The 17,789-nt window shown below is 58.4% G+C and carries 11 protein-coding genes; 4 read left to right on the top strand and 7 right to left on the bottom strand.

Annotated elements, in window-relative coordinates:
* Positions 1–7 precede the first annotated feature (7 nt).
* Entirely contained in the window at positions 8–1,699 is a 1,692-nt protein-coding gene (locus ACILR9_RS32445; protein ID WP_395714127.1) for a carbamoyltransferase, read from the bottom strand.
* Positions 1,696–2,412: a hypothetical protein gene (locus tag ACILR9_RS32450; RefSeq protein ID WP_395714128.1), complete on the bottom strand. Its 717-nt coding sequence runs from the start codon at positions 2,410–2,412 to the stop codon at positions 1,696–1,698. Before ACILR9_RS32450 ends, ACILR9_RS32445 begins: the two co-directional genes overlap by 4 nt.
* Positions 2,413–3,481: 1,069 nt before the next feature.
* Here ACILR9_RS32450 and ACILR9_RS32455 point away from each other — a divergent pair.
* From ACILR9_RS32455 to ACILR9_RS32465, 3 genes are all read left to right on the top strand, one after another.
* Complete coding sequence (locus tag ACILR9_RS32455) at positions 3,482–5,158, top strand: class I SAM-dependent methyltransferase (RefSeq protein ID WP_395714129.1); 1,677 nt, start codon at positions 3,482–3,484, stop codon at positions 5,156–5,158.
* Between the two features lie 67 nt (positions 5,159–5,225).
* On the top strand, positions 5,226–6,032 hold the full coding sequence (locus tag ACILR9_RS32460; protein WP_395714130.1) for a hypothetical protein: 807 nt from the start codon (positions 5,226–5,228) through the stop codon (positions 6,030–6,032).
* A 13-nt stretch (positions 6,033–6,045) separates the two neighbouring features.
* A complete protein-coding gene (locus tag ACILR9_RS32465) occupies positions 6,046–6,975 on the top strand; it encodes a hypothetical protein (RefSeq protein ID WP_395714131.1) in 930 nt (309 codons plus the stop codon).
* Here ACILR9_RS32465 and ACILR9_RS32470 read toward each other — a convergent pair.
* Complete coding sequence (locus ACILR9_RS32470; protein WP_395714132.1) at positions 6,972–8,207, bottom strand: hypothetical protein; 1,236 nt, start codon at positions 8,205–8,207, stop codon at positions 6,972–6,974. The genes ACILR9_RS32465 and ACILR9_RS32470 overlap by 4 nt on opposite strands.
* Positions 8,208–8,580: 373 nt before the next feature.
* On the opposite strand from ACILR9_RS32470, the gene ACILR9_RS32475 reads away from it, so the two are divergent.
* Positions 8,581–9,249, top strand: coding sequence for a hypothetical protein (locus ACILR9_RS32475; RefSeq protein WP_395714133.1), 669 nt, complete (start codon positions 8,581–8,583; stop codon positions 9,247–9,249).
* A 15-nt stretch (positions 9,250–9,264) separates the two neighbouring features.
* Here ACILR9_RS32475 and ACILR9_RS32480 read toward each other — a convergent pair whose 3' ends face one another.
* The 4 genes from ACILR9_RS32480 to ACILR9_RS32495 all read right to left on the bottom strand — a co-directional run.
* Positions 9,265–10,629, bottom strand: coding sequence for a class I SAM-dependent methyltransferase (locus ACILR9_RS32480; RefSeq protein WP_395714134.1), 1,365 nt, complete (start codon positions 10,627–10,629; stop codon positions 9,265–9,267).
* Positions 10,630–10,726: 97 nt separating this feature from the next.
* Entirely contained in the window at positions 10,727–12,682 is a 1,956-nt protein-coding gene (asnB, locus tag ACILR9_RS32485) for an asparagine synthase (glutamine-hydrolyzing) (protein WP_395714135.1), read from the bottom strand.
* Between the two features lie 17 nt (positions 12,683–12,699).
* The gene (locus ACILR9_RS32490; protein WP_395714136.1) at positions 12,700–15,423 is read right to left on the bottom strand and encodes a hypothetical protein; all 2,724 of its coding nucleotides are present in this window, start codon (positions 15,421–15,423) and stop codon (positions 12,700–12,702) included.
* Positions 15,424–15,447: 24 nt separating this feature from the next.
* A partial coding sequence (locus ACILR9_RS32495) for a glycosyltransferase (protein WP_395714137.1) occupies positions 15,448–17,789 on the bottom strand: 2,342 nt, incomplete at its 5' end.

Genomic DNA, 17,789 nt, shown 5'->3' on the forward strand with positions numbered 1-17,789 from the left:
GGGCTCCTCAGAACGATTTCTCGGCGAGAAAATCGCCGATGGCCAGGTAATCGATGTCAGTCCCGACGAAGCATCTGACGGCGTCCTCCGGGGTGCAGACGATCGGCTCGCCCTTGATGTTGAACGAGGTATTGATGAGGACTGGCACGCCACTCAGCGACTCGAACTCCTTCAACAGTCCATAGAACAGCGGGTCCTGCGCCTTCGAAACGGTCTGCACCCGCGACGTTCCGTCGACATGGGTCGAGGCCGGTACGCGGGCTTCCAGGCCGGGCTTCACGCGCGGCGCGTAGAGCATGTACGGGCTCGGAGTCGGCTGGTCGTAGTAGGCCTGGAGCGCGTCTTCGGTCACGACCGGCGCGAAGGGGCGAAACTCCTCGCGCAGCTTGACCCGAAGGTTCAGGATTTCCTTTGTCTCCGCATGGCAGGCATTGCCGAGTATGCTGCGGTGCCCCAAGGCCCGTGGTCCGAATTCCATCCGTCCCTGGAACCAACCGACGATCAGGTCGTCATGCACCAGCCGGGCCACCGCGCGGCATAGCTCGTCGGGCGCGTGCTTGCGGTAGGCGAGACCGTGCGCTTCGAGCGCCTTGACGATGGTCGGCTCGTCGAAGGCCGGCCCGAGGCAGGTATCGTAGTCGGGTTGCGGAATTCGTGGCCATTCGCCCGCCCGCCAATAGCCCTCCAGCGCAGCGCCGATCGCACCGCCGCTATCGCCCGCCGCCGGCTGGATGAACATCCTGTCGAACAAACCCGAGCGCTGGATCGCCGAATTGGCAACGACGTTGTGCGAGACTCCGCCCGCCAGGCAGAGATTGCGCGTATCGCAGACATCGCGCAGCGATCGAACCAGGTTGATCAGGGCTTCCTCGATGAGTGCCTGCGCCGATGCGGCGATATCCCTGTGGCGGCGTTCGATCGGCGCCGACGGAAGGCGCGGAGGCCCCAGCAGCTCGACCAGCTTGGGCGAGAACATCCGCTCCAGCGAATGGACATAGTCGAAATAGGAAAGGTCGACCCGGAAGCTGCCGTCGGGATTGAGCGCGATCAGCTTTGCCATCTCCGCCGCGTACGCCGGCTCGCCGTAGGAAGCGAGGCCCATGACCTTGTATTCGCCCTCGTTCACCTCGAAGCCGAGATACGCGGTCAGGGCCGCATAGACCATGCCGAGTGACTGCGGATAGTGGATCTCGCGCACGGATTCGATGCGACTTCCGTTGCCGAGGAACTGCCCCGTGGTTACCCATTCGCCGACCCCGTCGACCGTCAGGATGGCGGCTTCGGCAAACGGCGAGGCATAGAAGCACGACGCGGCATGCGAGAGGTGATGCTCGCAATACTGCAGCTCGCCGCGATAGCCGATCGTGTCTTCCAGCAACCGGGGAAGAGTCGTCACCTGGTGCACATAGTGCCGGATATGGCGACCTACGGTCTCCCGCGACTTCGCGCCGAACGGCGCCGCCATCTGCAGGCCGCGCTGCAGCTTGCGCAGCGGCTTCTCGTAGAAAACGACGAGATCGAGGTCGCTTCCCCGGACTCCGGCGAACTCCAGGCAGAATCGGATCGCATTGGCCGGGAACGATTGATCATGCTTGCGCCGGGTGAACCGCTCCTCCTCGCCCGCCGCGATGACGACGCCGTCGCGAACCAGTGCCGCAGCGGCATCATGATAGTAGCAGGAGAGTCCCAGGACGTTCACGCGTCGCCGCCATAGGCCGAGCGAAGATCGAAGTTCCTGACCCGCACAAGCCCGGCTTGCGGGAACTCGGCGGATTCGGCGAAACCAAGCGCGCAGAGGAAGTCGATTGCGGCGCGCTGCTCCGATGGCGATTCGCGCAGGCGAATGAACAACCTTGGGTTGATCAGGAGGCTGTCGAGGCCCAGCAGCCCACGGCAGAATACGTCATCAGCCTCGGGCGGCAGATCGAACACGAAATCGGTCGCAATCGCCAACGAGCGCTGCCCATCGATACGATTCGGCAGGAACCCATTGTCGATGCGAACGGTCCCGTGCCTTTCGCTGGTCGACGTCGCGAATGCGTCGAGGCCCGCCTTGAGAGCGCCATTGCGGGCGACATTCGGTTCGCAAGCGATGACGCGCAGCCCGGCCCGCTCGAGCAGGAAGGCCAGTTCCCCTAGTCCTGCCCGGAGAACGACGTATTCGTCGTAGGCCGGCAACACCTCTCGCACCAGCTTGAACGCCTCGATCTGGTTGTGGCGAAGGATGGCGCCCGTGGCCACAAGGGCTGCGTAGTGACCAAACAGGCCGCTTCCGTCGATGCCGAGTTTGGCGAGCCGCGAACCATGCAATTCAATCAATGCCCTGTCGATCTCGCGAATGAGCTCGATCGTGTCCGGCAGTTCAGCCACTGGCACCGATGGCACGAAAGATTGCTGGTTTTGTGCGATCATTGCGAGTGGATATTCCTCTCTATGCTCGGCCTCTAATGGAACTGAGAAGTGTCAGGCGTGCCCCGCTTCAGAAAATCTTAGCACGAATCTTCGCTGGGTTTGCCGCGCGATGCGAACGTCGACCATAGTCGGCATGGCTACACCCCTGGCCAGAGCAGTCACCACTCCACCTCCCTACCAAGCGGCCCGGGTCCCCTTGGCGCCTTCTCAAGGTGGGCATCCCGATGGCTAGTTTGACACTCCACGCCGTAATCAAGAAGTCACGGAGGTCCTTCAAGGTCCGAGCGTAGCTTACCGACCTTAGAGGCTCTCATGTGCCGCTACTTCCAGACACGCAACGTGAGTTCCCATCTCGGTCCAGCACATGGACCCATGTCTCCGATGATCTCGGGAAAGACATATGCGGCCGACCGTGAAAGGTATTCTGCAACCCGGGCATCCCGGACGTCGTTACTGACTATGCCTCAGAGTCACTTTCCTTCGGGAGGGGACCCCTCCGACGTGGCACCGGAGGCGCGGAAGCGTACCTCGTTCCCGAATGGGCGTGTCCTTGCGCTAAGGAGATCACGACAAGTGTGATTGGATTCACACAAGCGTGCGAACTCCGCTCCCCTCATGTGCCGCGCGAATTGAAGAAGGAAGAGGCTACACCTAACATCTGATGCGCCCATAGAGGTCAGGATCACGATCTGTGCCCTGTGGACGTCGTGCACTGATGGCGTCCTGAGTGCGCGCTCGGCAACTTGGTATGCGCCGTTGCAGATTGACTCAGCCTGAATCCCCTGGTCTCTGAACCTTGTGCCAACCCTTGCCGACAGCGCCCGCCGATGCCGCGCCGACGAAAGTACGACGCTTCTCTATTCCATGTGGAGCCTCGTGGCTGCATCATCCGAACACGCCTTCAGCCGAAACCTTGAACTGTACGCCAAGGCCGAATAGGCTTAGCGACAGACGACGCCTACTGATAGCGAGACATCCCTCGACGCCGAATTGCACGTGACCTTGTTGTGCTGTCACGTAACGAGGCGGATGTGGAACCGAAGCTTGCATTATCGATGAGGTGTTTGCTGTGCTGCGCAACCAAAATGATCAAACCAATGCGGTTCCTGAAGAAATGGGAACGAGCACCCTCAACTTGTCACTAGTCGGCGCAGGACTCGATACGCCACATGGCTTAGCCTCCGCCGATGCTATCGCAGTATCTATATTGCAGGAGTGGCTGAAAGCCGACCCCAATCGCGAGCGTTCGGCGGGAAGCTACTACATGGAACGGCTTGCTGGCGGGCGGCTATTTGTCGACGCCGAGGTCGCGATCGCTCGCTATGCCCGTGACCGCTTCGAGGCGAGAACAAAATTCTTTGAGCTTGGATTCGGGTTCGGTGAATTCAGCCTGGTGCTTGGGCTCAGCGGCTTTACAGTGACCGGCTACGAGTCGGACATAGGTCGACACGCCGGAGCCTCGTCGCTCCTGGAGGGGCTTACACGACGGGGCCTCGCGACCGGAGGCGTTTCATTGGTGCGGGGCGTATTCCCTGATGCACTCGCGTTGAGCGCACTTGAGACCAGTGGTCCTACGGTTCTGGTTTCGACGAATGTGACGAGCACCCACATAATGGACAATTTTGCGGCAATTCTGACGGCCCTCAGGCGATTCGATCATCTCATCCTCGATCTGTCTCGATTCGGGATTGTCCGCGATCACGCGTCGCAGCGTGAACTTGCCGGCGAGCTGCTCCGGGCCGGATTTACCGAAGTTGGGCGCGTGCATACGGTGGGTGATTCCGATATTTGGCACTTCAAACAGCAGGAACCAGCTACACGTGAGGCTGAACAGTTGCCGACGACTGATCTCAACAGAGCGGGTGACATCAAAAATGAAGCGACAACTCCGACCCAAGCGGTTTTTAGTCCCTTCAGACGCTTCAATTCCTACTTCGTTCTTGCTGGATCTGTAAAGCTGAGTGGATGCCCGGTTTGCGACAGCCGTCACATCACTCGACTATGGAGTCTGCCGCAGTCCCGCCTCGGCGGAAGCACATACCTTCAGGCACCGGGCCAAGCACATCACAACACTTATCTGGACTACCTGCCCTTGCTCAAGGTACCCCAAGAGATTTTTGGGTTCGATATTTGTGCCGATTGTCACTCGATTTTTCGTAATCCAAAAGATGACGATCAAGGAGCTTACAAGCAAGATACTTCAAAGGTGCGTTCCTTCAAGCAGCATGGTCTGGATCCATTTCGCGGCACGGCTGGCGTCTGCGAAGCCCTCTTCCCGGCCGAAACGCGTTTCGTAGTCGATGCGGCCTGCGGATCGGGACAGGTGCTAGCGATATACAAAGAAAAGCGACCGGAGTTACGGCTCTTCGGCCTCGAGTTGTCCGCTCCGTCGGTAGAATGGATGAAACAGTTGGGTATTGACGCGGCCGTTGCCGATCTCGATTTGGACGACCTGGACGCGTACATTACGCCCGGTACCGTTGACTTCATCGTCTTCAACGAGGCTTTCGAACATGTGCGTTCACCGTTGCATGTATTGAAGAAAATGTTTCGCATGCTCCGATCGGGTGGGCGCATTCATTTTACGGCCCAATATTATGGACCCGAGAACGAGCTGCAAATCAGGGTAGGTGAGCCGATTTATATCGATCGTCACGGCTTGGACTGGGTGATTGCACAGCTGGACGCGAACTTGGTCGAGTTGAAAGCAGACATCAAGTATCGGGCCACCCTCGAGAAAAGATAGGGACCGAGACTGCACTATCAACATCAGAGGCGAGTTCACGCTGCATACAACTGAAGGGGTGACTAGCGTGTCTTTTAGACCGGACAGACCTGTCTCGGAGCAGATTGCGTTTGCTAAGACGCATTTTTCGCTCGACCCTGCCGAAAGCAAAATTATGGATGGGTTCTTTGATTCCTTTGACAAGGAGCGTATCACAGAACTTCAATCCAAGTACCGTTCTCAAATCGCCACTGAAGGAATCCGGGGTCAATTCAAGTATCTAGACGTCGGGTACTGGGTTGCGCAAAAGATAAAGCACTATCCCATCAAGCTCCAGGATTCGCCACCGCTGCACATCCTCGATCTGGGTTGCGGCGCTTGTCACTTTGGAGCGCTTGCGAGATATCTCGGCCATACCTCAACCAATCTTGACATAGAAAATACGTTCTATGACGATATCGCCGATATCTTTGGGCTTAAGCGGATCAGTTTCCGCATCCGCCCACGTGTGCCTCTTCCACGAGCCGGAGGACCTTATGACCTCGTGGTAGCCTTTGCAATCAGCTTTGATTCGCTTCCCAATGTTCAAGGTAAGCGCGCTTATTGGTCCAACGAAGATTGGGATTTTCTGATTGAAGATCTCCGATTGAATCTGTTGAAGGAAGAATCAAGGATCGTGTTTCAGTTGAATCAAGCTTGGTCTGAAGAGGAGAAGATTTTCGTCACGCAAACAGATTTGGTAAATCGATTCGAAGGAATGGGTGCAATGGTTGAGCGCAGTCTTTCGATAGTGGATTTTCAGCTTTCGAAGCGAAAGCGAAGTCGATCTCGCACTCGAGGCAAGAGCAGCCCGTTCATTCCCCAAGCAAACGATGGTTTGGATCGCCACAACTGAAGGCTCGTCCGAGATGAACAATGATATCGAAGGGCAGGGAGACGCGGTTCCGAACAGCCTCGAAAGGATTGGTATATTCAGCGCCAGGAAGTTGTCGCTGGCAAGACTCGGCCTTCAGGCTCGACTGACGGATATGGAGCTTCGCACTTGGCGGGAAACCGTTTCTTGCTTTTCTGTTCCTGGACAAAAGCTTGGGCACCCGGTCGAACTCGTCAGGATTGAGGCGGACTATGTGGCTTTTGGCTGCACCGGATGCTTCTTCGTGTACTTCTATGGAGCGACCAGAAAGCTACTAATACTTCCAGATTTGGCTTTACCCTTGGAAAAGTGCCTACAGATTAGTGCATTTGTGTCAGGGTGCATTTTTCACTCTCGAAGCGACATTGCTAGGTGCACGCCAGATTCTTCGACCTACTCACGGTACGACTTCTCTTTTGCTTTACAGAAGCTGTTTCGCTCGGATCAGCCTATCGGCTTGCATTGTGGGCACTCGACGGCACTTCTTTCGCTGATTCTTCTTCGAGCGGGATTCGATGCCAGACGACTGCACATGGCCAACGCCGAATCGGGTGACGGGCATATCTTGCTCGAGGTCAATCTTGGCAATGGAATGGGAGGGATGGTTGTCGATGCTGACTTCGGGGTTGCCCTGATGTCCCGAGACGGCGAGCCAATCAGTGCGACGAACCTGTTGGGAATGCGAGGTGAGGGATTTCGCGATGTGCAAGTCGTTGACTTGTGTCGAAAGTCCTGGCTGCCGCCTAGATACAATTTCGGGCTGGAGTTCGAAGGTGGATTCTCCTGGTCAGCGGACAAGACTACGGCACGTCACACTGCGGACCCTGAGGCTTACCGGAACATGCTCTTGAGGTATTGTCAGAGAATGGAATTGCGAGCCTACACTGTTGACGGAGATAAGATCGCGGTTGGACCTGTCACTTAACGAGTGCCGACCGGGAGCAAGGTGCGGCCTGTACGTGGTGGGAGCGTGATCCGACCCGTGTATCGAACGCCCGCAAAGTCACGATACGGCTCACCTAGATCATAAGTTACACTTGTGGTCGAAGAGGGATTTATGAGAGCGACGAGTTGCGCAAAGGCGCGTTTGTATACGCCATTGACTACAACTGGCTCCGGATCGACCGCTCTGCCGTGCTGATAGGAAAAGTCTGGCCAAGTTCCGCCAGAAGAGTGATCTTCGAACGCTGATTGACTGTCGAAATATGGTGCGACATACGTTCGCTTCGACTTCGTCATATAGTAGCTCGCCATGGCGTATTCGACGACGCGGCGATCTGGAGACACAAGCGGGCAAATCGCCGCTTCTTGCACCATGGGCTTACCGTGCAGGCTGCGAATAAAGTTAACCTTGCCTGTCCAGCCGTCGTCAAAAATCTTGTACTTGCCGCCGCCGCCAATCTGGCAGGTAGCTGGATTGGAGCCGTTGAATCCCTCTTCATTGTACCAGATGTCGACCGCTCCGATGAGGCGAGCAGTCCCGCCCTTGTCGCGGGGATCGTATGTGACGTTGGCCGTTGTCGAGGCGTTATGAGAATGTGCTAAGCGCGTCAGTCTCTCAAGCCAGGCTACACGGTTGTCTACAAACGTCCGGTCATTGTAGCGTTCGCCAGAATAAAGTTGCTTCCACGTTCCTCCATTCGAAGCGCAGTTGCCGCTGACAATCGCGACTGAACAAACTCCCTCTTCGTTGAACGGGTTCTGTACGCTGACGTTGTCGATGCTTATGCCTTGATAGCCTGCAGTCAGCACAGGCAGAACAAAGTTCACCTCGATCCATGCCTGCACTTCCGGATTGCTGATGTCGAGCGGAACCCATGTCGGGTCGTTGTACTGGTAAGCCGGTGTCGCCCGGTCACGCTTTAAGACAATCCAATCTGGATGATTGGCCTGAAACCAGCTTAGCGGACATCCTTGATCGCGTCCCCCACAAGCGGAGAGGACTGTGACCGGCCCGTAACGACGTGGCTTCGCAGGTACGCGTGTTACCGAGATATAGAAGCCACTAAAGCTCTGCGATGGGAACCAGAGCTTAGAGGCGCCGCCTTGGAGTGAACCCGGATCGTTGCTCCAAATGAAGTCCCTGGTCCCAAGATCCATCTTGTACTGCTCTGCGGTCCAACGGTAGACCCAAGTTTGTGCGAGGCCAACGCGCATGGAGACATCGGGCGGGAGCGGGTTTCCCGCATGAGCAATGCCACTCCACGCGACAAGTAACCCGACCAACGAAGAGAGCGCGCAAGACCTCTTCCTCATTTTCAAGCCTCCGTATGTGACATTGCGGCCGACTGGAGAGCAAGAGGCGGAAATCAGCTGTTGCTGTCACCTGCTTCCATTCATCCTACATCGGGTCCACCCTTTTCCAAAGCGCCAGGAGTGGTGGTAGCCACCAGGTCGCACTACGGTGAGACCCCACGATCGCAGGCAATCGGCCAAATGTCGTACTTACAAAGGTTGCTCGGACAAGCTTTGCGACCAACGGATTGAGTGCTACATTTCTTCATCCGCAGTCACCATGTGAACGGCCACCATGAGGGCGAATCTCACACCGTTAGTGAATTTGGACTTTCTCGACGGCTACTTGTTTCGCCTTTTGCAGGAGATTTCCGCGGACCAAGGCCCAGAAGCCTCTGGCTTTTTCAACTATTACCAGTCTCGACTCGACCGACGGGTAGGGGGTCTTGTCGAATACGAGGGAAGCCTTGCCAGATACCTGTTGAGTGGGTTCAAAGACCGACGCATCGTTCATGCAGGAATTGGTATCGGAACGTTCGCCAGCGTCCTTGCCTGTAACGGGATGAAAGTCACGGGAGTTGAATCGCTCAAATCTCGGGTCCAATCCGCGTTGCGGATCCGAGCGGCGTTGAGTGGAATCTGGCCCGAAGTAGACAGCCGGTACGAGATCGTCGAAGGATTTTATCCAGACGCTTTGGCTGGGCGTGACTGCTTCGGGCAAGACGTTATTCTCGTTTTCACAAACGTCGGAGCAGGCTGGGATGAAACGGCATTGCTGTCGATAATCGAGTCGATGGCGCGGTTCGGCGAGGTTTTCCTTGATCTGCGATTGTTTGGCTCAATACGCGAGCAAGAAAGCGATCGAGTTGCTCTATTCGACCGCATAGCAGCAACGGCACGCTGGGCTGAGCGCCTGCCGCATGTCTCGCTTGGTTCGCATCTTGCCCGCTTTGTTTTCGTGTGACCATCGTCGTTAGTCTCAGACCGTTTCTGGCTGGATCGCACATTGCTCAGCGGGTGTCTCAAAGGCGGGCTTAGTGGTGAACGCTTCAACGATCGGCGTATGCGCATAGCCAGCGCGAATTGTGACACTGTGATATCCAACGGACTCCAGTGCCAGCTTGATCCATTCCGGTTCTGCGTCGGGATAGGGGTCTTTCTCCCGATCAGCATGGGCACGATTGGTAGGGATCAGCAATCGGTTGCTGCAGCGGCGGATAGAATCCAGTACTGACCAGAGCGTAGTTCGCAATCCACGAACAGCGATCGGCTTGTCGGGGTACTTGAACGGCTCATTCAAGCTTCTATTGATATAATAGTGGCACGCCGACATAACGACGGTGTCAAAGCGGCCAAGTTCACCTACGTCGAAGGTCTCTACAGCACAATTCTTGTATTGGACCCGATCCGACACGCTTATTGGGAATGAACCCATCTCGGCAACAAGGCGAAACTGTTCAATGACGCGCGCGGCAGGTTCAACTGCAACAACGGTTGCACCGCGTTGAGCAAAGCGCAACGCGTTGAAGCCACTATTTGCGCCGATATCCAGTAACCTCGTGCCGCTAAGGTCGTCGTCGAAGAGCGCACCTAAGGCGCGCCATCGACCGTCATAAGAGTTGACTGCAGCATCCGGGGAATAGACACCCGCTAACACGTGTGGATGATACCAGTTGCCAAGCAACTTCATCTGGTCGGCAACCACTTCCTCCACCGGGCGCCACTTCTCACTCGACCACCAAAGCCGCGAAAACGATTTGGTACCATAGCAATAGGGATGCTGCGGTTGCGCCGACATCCGGGCAGCTTCGATGTAATGTGCGCGGCCAAGGTCGATTCGCCCGTTCCATTGTTGTGTGATCTGCCTGCGGCGAACCTCGCTCAGCGGCACTGCCAATGCGACGACCCGATCTTGCTCTCTCGGTGGAAACTTTGGATATGTTTCGTGAACGACCACATCAAATCGGCTCTCGAGGCGATCGTTGAACGCCTGCATCGCTTCGGCGCTCTCGTTCTTCGACAGCCCGTTCAACAGAGCGCCATGCAAGGCGTCGGCGGAGACTCTTACCACGCTCGCATTGTGCGGAATGTCAGCCAAACGTCTATACAAATCGCGCTCACCGAAGTCATGCCGCAATAGGCCGTGCGCCGTGCCGAACCGTATTTCAGGCTGAACTGTTTGACCTTCGCGTACGCGAACAGTCACCCAAGGTAGATCCGGTACTTCTTCGTAAACCCGCTCCACCGCGGCTGGAGCCCGAAAGCATACTTCCGCCTCCGGCCCCAGCTTGCAACTGAAAGTGGTCTTCCCGACGCCATGCGTCCCGACAACATAGACTATCATGGTAAGCGACCCTGCATTCTCTTGCCGTTGTTAGACGTCCAGTAGTGCTGCGACCTGCCTAAAGACATAGCTAGGGACAGTTCGGCCGGTGCCTGCATCACTTGGCCTCCAGCTCGGCCACTGCCCTCGGACCGTCGTTGGATATCCGGCGGTCTTGCTCGGTCCTGGAAAGACCGACAAATGGATCGTCGACTTCGGCGAGGCGGTGGTTACTGTCGCTGTCGATCCATGTCCGGTACCACATCTCAAGGCAGACGAGCGACCAAAGACGAGTGCCGTGTTCCACCTGTCCCGCCCGATGCTCGACAAGCATCTGCCTAATGAACTCCTTGCGCATGATGCCGCGATCGAGGAAGCGTTCGCCGAGCAGCATCGCGTCCGTCTGGATTCGGATCTCCTCCCTCATGAACTTGGCGACCGGAACGCGGAACCCGACCTTCGTACGGTACATGCATTCATGCGGTACATAGGGCTCAAGCGCCTTCTTGAGGAGAGCCTTTCCCTCGCGACCCCAGATCTTGCGGTCCGGCGGGAGAGAGGCCACCCACTCGGCCAGCTGGTGATTGAGGAATGGCGCGCGGGTCTCGAGGCCATGCGCCATCGCGGCAACGTCGACCTTAACTAGCAAATCATCGGGAAGGTACGTAGCTTGATCAAAGCGCGCTGCCATCTCCTCGGGCATCATGTCGCCAGAGTAGTAAGGGATCAGCCGCTCGTAGGAACAGTTGCCCAGATACGGCAGCATGGCTAGGCCGCTGCCGGCCAGCTTGTGTCCCTCTCGGAAGCGCTCGAGCAGGTAGCCGTAGCCATCAGCGGCGGTTCGGCCGGCCTCGTTGCTACCCGGAGGCGACACGTACAAGCCCTCGATACGGCGCGCCCCACGGGGCGGAATGCTGCGGCGCATGTCGCCATAGGCAAAATACCGCGCATAGCCCAGCAGAGTCTCATCCGCGCCGTCACCGGTCAGTGCCACTGTCACGGAGCGACGCGTCTCGCGTGACAGCGCATAGGTGACGAGCGCCGAGGAATCCGAAAACGGCTCGCCATAATGCCAGGCAAGGTCCCCCAGGGTGCTTAGCAGCCCACTGTCGAAAATGAAGACATTGTGGTCGGTATTGTAGCGTTCCGCGACCCGTGTCGCATAACGGGTCTCATCGTAGTCACCGAAGCCAAAGCCAGACGAGAAGGTCTTGATACCCGCACCGTGCGATGACGACATCATCGCCACGACGGCACTGGAGTCAACGCCACCCGATAAGAATGCGCCAAGCGGTACATCAGAGACGAGGCAGCTGCTGACAGCATTACGCAACCGCTCAATCAGCTCATGTTGAAGTGAAGCGGTCGTACCCGGTGCTGGGCCACTCCCCGGCATTGGCAGCTGCCAATAGCGACGGATCTCCGGACACTTGCCGGCATCGCAGACCATGAAATGAGCGGGCTGCAGCCTGTCGATACCCGCGAATGCGGTTCCCGGGCCGAGCGTGAAGCCAAAGGTCAGGTAGTCATGCAGGGCCGCCATATTTGGACGGCGTGGCATGTTCGGCCAAGTCAACAAGGCCTTGATCTCCGAACCGAAGACAAAAGCATCGGGTCGGTCGGCGTAATAGAGAGGCTTCTCGCCGAACCGATCGCGCGCCAGGACCAAGCGCTTCTGTCGTGAGTCCCAGATAGCGAGCGCGAACATCCCAACAAGCTTCGAGAATAGCTCGGTACCCCACCTGCGATAGCCGTTGACGAGAACCTCAGTGTCGCTGCGGTTCTGGAACTGATAGCCTTCAGCTAGCAGCTCCGCGCGCAAGTCCAGAAAGTTGTAGATCTCGCCATTAAACACTATGTGCACCGTATCCGTCGCGTCGTGCATCGGCTGTGCGGCCGCAGTACTCGTGTCAATGATCGCGAGGCGGGTATGCGCCAACGCGACGTTGGAGTCGGCCCATGCGCCATGACCGTCCGGGCCGCGATGGTGCAGAATCACTGCCATGGCTTTGGCCCGTCGGCGCAACTCCTCGATGTTGGCGCTTTGCGAGTTCTTTAGAAGGGCACCTGCCAAGCCGCACATCGCTGCACCTATCTTTCGAGAACGACCACGGGAGACGGCGAGCTTGGAGAGAGCGGTGCCGTCGCCCGAGCGATCAGTTGGGTCGCTGAAGGGGCTGTGGCAACAATCGAGATCCTGGACGCTGGCCTAATACGGAACCGCCAGTACTCGTACGGCTGAGCGAAATATAGGCGCTCGATCGGCTCGAAGTGCGACTTCGCCATAACATCACGCAAAGAATCGCGCTCAGGCTGCGCATCACGCACCTTGCCGAAGCGGCTCAGGTCCAGAATGAACTCGTCGAAGTCTCTTGCTGCATAAAGCAGCGCTTCCTGATGGATCGCCGTATATGTGTTGGTAACGTTCGTGGCGACACCGATCCGCTTTCCGACCTTCTGACCGAACCCTGAGGGTAGCGCATCGGGGAAGAAGCGAGCGGTGAAGCTGACCTTGCTCGCCAAGTGAGGATAGCGCTCCAGATACTGTCGGAGATGCCAGGTGCAGGCGACGGAGCGCCTACGGTCGCCGTCGAAGCCATGCACCACAAAGCCTGCCTGAGCCAGCAGAAGTACAAAAGCGCCATACCCACTGCCGATCTCGATGATCGTCGTATCGCGTTCAAACCGTTGGGCAATCGCTTCCGCGATGGCCAGCTCGTATGATTCGAGCGTGACGCTGCGCTTCACCTTGGAGGCATACAGATCATCGGGCAGGTACGCGGCCCCCTCCCCCGACATCCATTGGTGCTGAAGCGCCAACAGCTCAGTGCTGAAGGAGTCAAAGTCCTTCACCGCCGTGTCATTCAGAAAGGACCCTCTTCCACTGGGCGCGCTCGCCACGCCGTTGGCGTTCTTTCGGGCAGCATCAGTCGGTTGGAAATGCCAGATCTCGTTCGGCGGCTTGCGCAATACCGACGATACAGGCTTCCAAAGGTTGGCAATCGACGTCCGGAATTTCTGCTCGTCGGAGCCGTAGCGCTGTACACCGAAACGAGTTGTATCAATTAGCAGATCGTCGAAACGACCGGCAATGGAAAGAATGAGCTCCTTCCTCTCGTCGGTGGCAGAGGAGACAACGTTCGTCGTCAGAAGCACGTTTCGCCGATCGGACCCCAAGGCGGCGCGGCCAAGTGCATCAGGGAACCAGCCGGATATCGGCCGCAGCCTGTCGCGAAGCCCAGGGACGCGATCAGCGATCGAGTTGGCAAGAAATTCGAACCCTGCCATTCGCAGAGGGTTGCCCTCGAATGCAACGACTTCGTAGCCTGCCGCCGCGAGCAGGGTGCTGAGGATGCCATATCCAACGCCCACCTCGACGATTCGGGTCCTATCGAGCGCGAAGTTGAGGGTGATGTAATCGAAAACAGCACGCTCGTAGTCCTGCAGGATGTGATCACGATCGATCAGGTCGAGATAGAAGCTACCCGCACTCTCAGTCCCATGGGGGTCGTTATGCACCCATTTGCTCAACGTAGATGCTAACTCCCTCTCTAGGGGAGCGATCCTGTCGAAAGCCGTCATTGCATTTCCATTAGTGCCCTTTGGGAGTTGATCCTTCGCCTCGAGTGTGGAGTGGACTTGAGCTGAAGGGCCGACGCGAAACGAATCTTCGGAGGCCGCCACTACCGAATCGTTCGGCGCGTCTGCTACATCGTGCGACAGCATCGATTGCATGATCTCGTTGACGGTGACCGGACGAAACTCAACGCCGGCTCTGTCGCATACCCTCGAAAGCTCCTCGAAGATTGCGGCGACGTCGGGATGGCAATGTGGGATCAGGGAATGGGGCTGAAAAATCTCGTACTCCCACTTCATGGAATGGGCATGGGTCTTGATGAAGAGATCGCCACCGAGACTGACCGAGCCGGAGAGCCATTCCGACACCATCCGCGAAGGATCCTTGAACAACTCGCAGTTCGACGCCGAATAATAGTCGAGCGACGAGTAGTTAGCCTTGATCGGTGAGTTCCAGATGAAGAATCGGCCGGGTTCAAGTGCGCCGTGCCCGATCGGACGTGGCTCCGCGGCCGGGTCGTCATAGGCCCGCTTCACGTCGATCGGCAGACATGTGAACGGGGCCATCAACCTGGGATCGCAGTGGCCGCGGCCCGCTGGAAACGAAAAATCGCCAAACCCGCCGTGCCGCATGATTATGCGGAACTCGCTCTCGATCTTGCAGATCATCGGGTCCGAGCCGGCGAGCGCCCAGTTACCATGAATGAAGGCCCAACGATCGAAAGGCTCACCGGTCTCCTTGCTGACCACTTCCTTGAACACGCGGAAGCCGAGGTCCAGCCGCTTCTCGTCCAGCTCGGCGGTGCTGTTCGCGTTCACCCAGCGCGACACGGCAGCGTCGAAATTCGAGTCGTTGCGCGTCCAGAACTCGTGATGGACGTGAAGGTGCATCTCGTGCCGGTCCTCGGTGACCAGCGGCCGGATGACATCGCGGGCCAACCTTTCCTGGTCGGCCGTGCGCGGTCCAAAAACGACCGCGTCTCCATCGACCCGATACCCGGCTGCGCGTTTGGTCTCGCTGAGATCGATGTTGTAGGGAACGAACGGGCAATAGAAGAGACTCATCTTGCGCGCGAAGGGCGATGCGGCCGACATCTCGCGCATTCGCTCCACGCCTCGGGCGGTTCTCTCATTGATGCCAAGCGACCACGGCTCGAAGTGGTCGGTGTGGAAATAGTACACCGCCTTGATTTGCCGCTTCTTGAGGATTTCGGCGAGGTCAGCCGTCGACAGACTCATTTTCAGCATCCGCTCCCGATAGGTCTACCGAGCTTCGTGTGCCATCCCATAGACTTCAAGATTGCGCCGCAACATGGTCGCAACGCCAAAACGGTCCCGTACGAATCGCGGCGCGCGCTCGGCCGCATTCTGTCGCCAATCGAGATCTGTCAGGCAATGCAAGACGCGTTCCGCCAAGCTTGCCGCATCGGCATTGCGGATAGTCCAACCCGTGATCCCTTGCTCGATCACTTCGCTCATGCCGCCGACATTGGGAGCCACCACGGGTACACCCAGAGATTGCGCCTCCAGGAGCACGTTTGGCAATCCCTCGTGTCGTGACGTCAGCAGCACGACGTCCATCATCTTGTACCACGAGCCAATATTCGATCGGGCGCCCGGCAGGTGCACGCGGTCGGCGATGCCGAGTGTCGTCGCATGGCTGCGCATCTCGTCGCGCATCGGGCCGTCGCCGCAGACGACGAAATGCACGGTGTCGTTCTGCCGCGCCACCGCCGCGGCGACATCGAGCCACAGGAGCGGCCGCTTCTCCTCGCTCATGCGATAGACGCCGCCGAGCACGGGTGCGCCAGGCGCGATGCCCAGCTCCTGCCGCGCCCGGGCCGTCTCCTCGGGATCGACTGCGCTGTCGAGCCGATCGAAGTCGATGCCGTTGTAGACGACCTCGACGCGCTCAGGTTCGAGCTCGAGCCACTGCGCATAGTCATTGGCGCCAGCACGGCTGTTGTTGCTCAGCACGACCGCAGGATGATCGAGCACCGCCCGGTATGCTTCCCCCATGAAGCGCCGGAGCCGGCGCCACCGATTATCGGGGCGAACGCTACGGCAACACAGGACGATCCTCGGCACGCCGGCCAGCAAGGCCGCGACCACGGCAGTCAGGTTGGTCGAATCCTGCCAGGCATGGACCACCTGCGGCCGGCGCCGGCGGAACTCCAGCAACCAGAAGGCGATCGGCCCCACCATGTCAGTCGGGAAATGCCGAATCACGCCGGCAAAGGGAGCGACCTCGGGATTCCACAGGTAGTCTTCGGTGGCGCGCGGATCGGGCACCACGATCTCGACGCCGGTATTGTCGAGCAGAGGCAGGAAGAAATCTCGCCTCCACCGTGACGAGAGCGATATGCAGAAGAGCGCAAGATCGAGGCCGAGGGCGGGATTGCTCAACCCGCGCAACATGTTCACCAGCTGGCGCTCGGCACCACCCGGTGCCAGGGAAGCGCTGATGGCGACGATGCGGTTCGCCACCGGTTCGTAGGGCGCGACCTTGGTCTCTGCGACGCGCCGGACATGCGCGAAAAGCCGCTCGGGGACGAGGATTTCTCCAATCGTCCGCGTTCGCCGCCGCAATGCCATGTGATCGACGCCCAACTCGCACAGAAGCCGGGTCGTGTCGAACAGGCCCTTTGCCACCTCGACGTTGTCGGGATCGAGGTCGCGACTGTCGAGCAGGTGATGAAAAGCGCCATCCGGTACGCCCTGGCGCAGATAGTGCAGACCGAGCTGCGCATGACACGCCGGATTTCCCGGCTCGGCAGCGATTGCACGCTCGTAGTACGTGATCGCGCGTTCCTCGAACAAAGCGGCGGCAGCTGCGCTGCCGAGCGCCATCCATGTCTGCGCTGTCCTGCCAAGGGCTGCCTCGGCATCATTGAGCGCTGCAAGCGCCTCAGCTTCGCGCTCCGCACTGGCAAGAAAGAATATTAATTCTCGCCAGGCCTGTGTGTTGCCGGGATCGAGTGCACACAGCTTGCGCATATCTGCGATCGATGCGTCGACCTGCCCGAGACTTCGCAACAATCGCCCGCGATGGCTGAGAGCGCTGATATTGGAAGGCTCCAGGGCCAGCGCCCGATCGTAGCACGCCTGGGCATCTTGAAGGCGATCGAGCTGGCTGTACCCTTGGCCTATGTCGAGCAGTATGTCAGCGCGGCCTGGTTCGATCAGAAGACGCTCACGATGTACCTCGATCGCTTGCTCCCAGCGCTGTTGTCCACTCAGCAATGTCGCGAAGTGGCTCAGCGCGCCCGGATGCCGCCCATCCAGGGCCAGCGCCCGTCGATACTCGATTTCAGCATCGGCAAACCGACCAGTCAGCTCCAGCAACCGAGCCCGGATCAGGATCGCCGGAACCGAGCCTCGTTGCAGTCCCGCAAGCTTGTCCCAAAGCGCGAGCGCCCGTGTCCCAGAAGCCTCTCGCCGCTCCAACAGTCGGGTGAGGCGCCTCAGCGCCTCCTGATTCTGAAGATCGACCTTCAGAACATTGAGCAGGGCTTCCACGGCGCCCGAGTCCCGGCGCGCATATAGTATGCGCGCAATCTGCAGAGTTGGTTCAAGCAGATCTGCCGTGAGCTCTTGCAGTCTCG

The organism is Reyranella sp., assembly GCF_044224635.1.
Lineage (GTDB): Bacteria > Pseudomonadota > Alphaproteobacteria > Reyranellales > Reyranellaceae > Reyranella.

Coding starts and splice junctions, on each gene's coding strand:
- ACILR9_RS32450 (WP_395714128.1), bottom strand. CDS start 2,412: ATGATCGCACAAAACCAGCAATCTTTCGTGCCATCGGTGCCAGTGGCT.
- ACILR9_RS32470 (WP_395714132.1), bottom strand. CDS start 8,207: ATGCGCGTTGGCCTCGCACAAACTTGGGTCTACCGTTGGACCGCAGAG.
- ACILR9_RS32465 (WP_395714131.1), top strand. CDS start 6,046: ATGAACAATGATATCGAAGGGCAGGGAGACGCGGTTCCGAACAGCCTC.
- ACILR9_RS32475 (WP_395714133.1), top strand. CDS start 8,581: ATGAGGGCGAATCTCACACCGTTAGTGAATTTGGACTTTCTCGACGGC.
- ACILR9_RS32480 (WP_395714134.1), bottom strand. CDS start 10,629: ATGATAGTCTATGTTGTCGGGACGCATGGCGTCGGGAAGACCACTTTC.
- ACILR9_RS32490 (WP_395714136.1), bottom strand. CDS start 15,423: ATGAGTCTGTCGACGGCTGACCTCGCCGAAATCCTCAAGAAGCGGCAA.